Annotated in this window: 1 protein-coding gene; it reads right to left on the bottom strand. The window is 65.5% G+C overall.

Annotated features, from left to right (window positions below):
- Positions 1 to 1,453, bottom strand: a 1,453-nt coding sequence (locus ACIA48_RS30265; RefSeq protein ID WP_396740009.1) for an amino acid adenylation domain-containing protein, incomplete at both ends; no start/stop codon positions are given.

Raw genomic sequence — 1,453 nt, 5'->3', positions numbered from 1 at the left:
TCAGTTGGGTGATGGTGGGTGCGTCGAACAGGGTGCGGACGTTGAGGTGGACGTCGAGGGCAGTGTTGATCGCGGCGATCAGACGCATCGCTGACAGGGAGTCCCCGCCCAGATCGAAGAAGGAGTCATCGACCCCGACTCGGTCCACCCCGAGTATCTGGGCGTAGATCCCGGCCAGGATTTCCTCATCGGCGCTACTGGGAGCGCGGTAAGGACTGTCTTGATACTCCGGGAGCGGCAACGCGCGAATGTCGAGCTTTCCGTTGGGAGTCAACGGCAATCCATCGACCACCACCACCGCCGCGGGAACCATGTAGGCCGGCAATCCCTCGGCCAACCGAGCACGCGCCGTGACGGTGTCAAACCCTCCGGCGACCGTTTCGGTGACATACCCCACCAGCCGCTTGACCCCCGGGCGGTCCTCACGCACGATCACCACCGCCTGATCCACCCCGGCCACACCAGCCAGCACCGCGCGGATCTCACCCAACTCGATGCGATACCCACGGATCTTGACCTGCTCATCAGCACGCCCCAGATAGTGCAACTGCCCATCAGCACCCCAACGCACCAAATCCCCAGTGCGATACATCCGTTGCCCGGCACTACCAAAGGGACACGCCACAAACCGCGACGCCGTCAACCCCGCCCGGCCCAGATACCCGACGCCGAGCCCATCACCGGCGGCATACAGTTCACCGACCACCCCGACTGGCACCGGCCGCAACCACGCATCCAGAACAAACAACGCCGCCCCCGGGATCGGCGCCCCGATCGACGGCGTCCCCGACCCCGGCGCCAGCGGCGCACTGACCGTCACACACATCGTCGTCTCGGTGGGCCCATAAGCGTTGGTCATCAACCGCCCCGGCGCCCACCGATCCACCAACTCCGCCGAACAGGCCTCTGCAGCCACCACCAACGCCACCGACTCCAACACCTGCGGCGACAACGCCGACAACGCCGACGGAGTCTGATGCAACACACTGACACCCTCGGCGACCAACAACGCCTGGAAATCATCAGGCATCGAGGCCACCTCTTCAGGCACCACCACCAACCGAGACCCGTGCAACAACGCCCCCCAGATCTCTTCGACCGAGGCGTCGAACGCATACGAATACCATTGCGACCACACCTGACCCGGCCCCGAGGGCATCCCCACATGCAACAACGTCAGCCACTGCGTCACGTTGTGGTGAGTGGTCGCCACGCCCTTCGGGACACCCGTGGTGCCCGAGGTGTACACGATGTGAGCAATGTCGTCAGCGGCGGGCAGCGGCAACGCCGCCGCCGACTGGGCCCCCACCACGGGATCATCGACATCGACGACCACCACCGGATACCCGGCCAACCGCGACGCCAGCCCCGCCGTACTGACCGCCACCACCGGCGCCGCATCACCAACCATGAACTCGATCCGCGCATCAGGCACCACCGGATCCATCGGCAG

Origin of the sequence: Mycobacterium sp. NPDC051804, assembly GCF_044452905.1 — a bacterium.
Classification (GTDB): domain Bacteria; phylum Actinomycetota; class Actinomycetes; order Mycobacteriales; family Mycobacteriaceae; genus Mycobacterium.
Note: the sequence above shows the minus strand (reverse complement) of the source record. Positions and strands in the feature narration are given on the sequence as shown.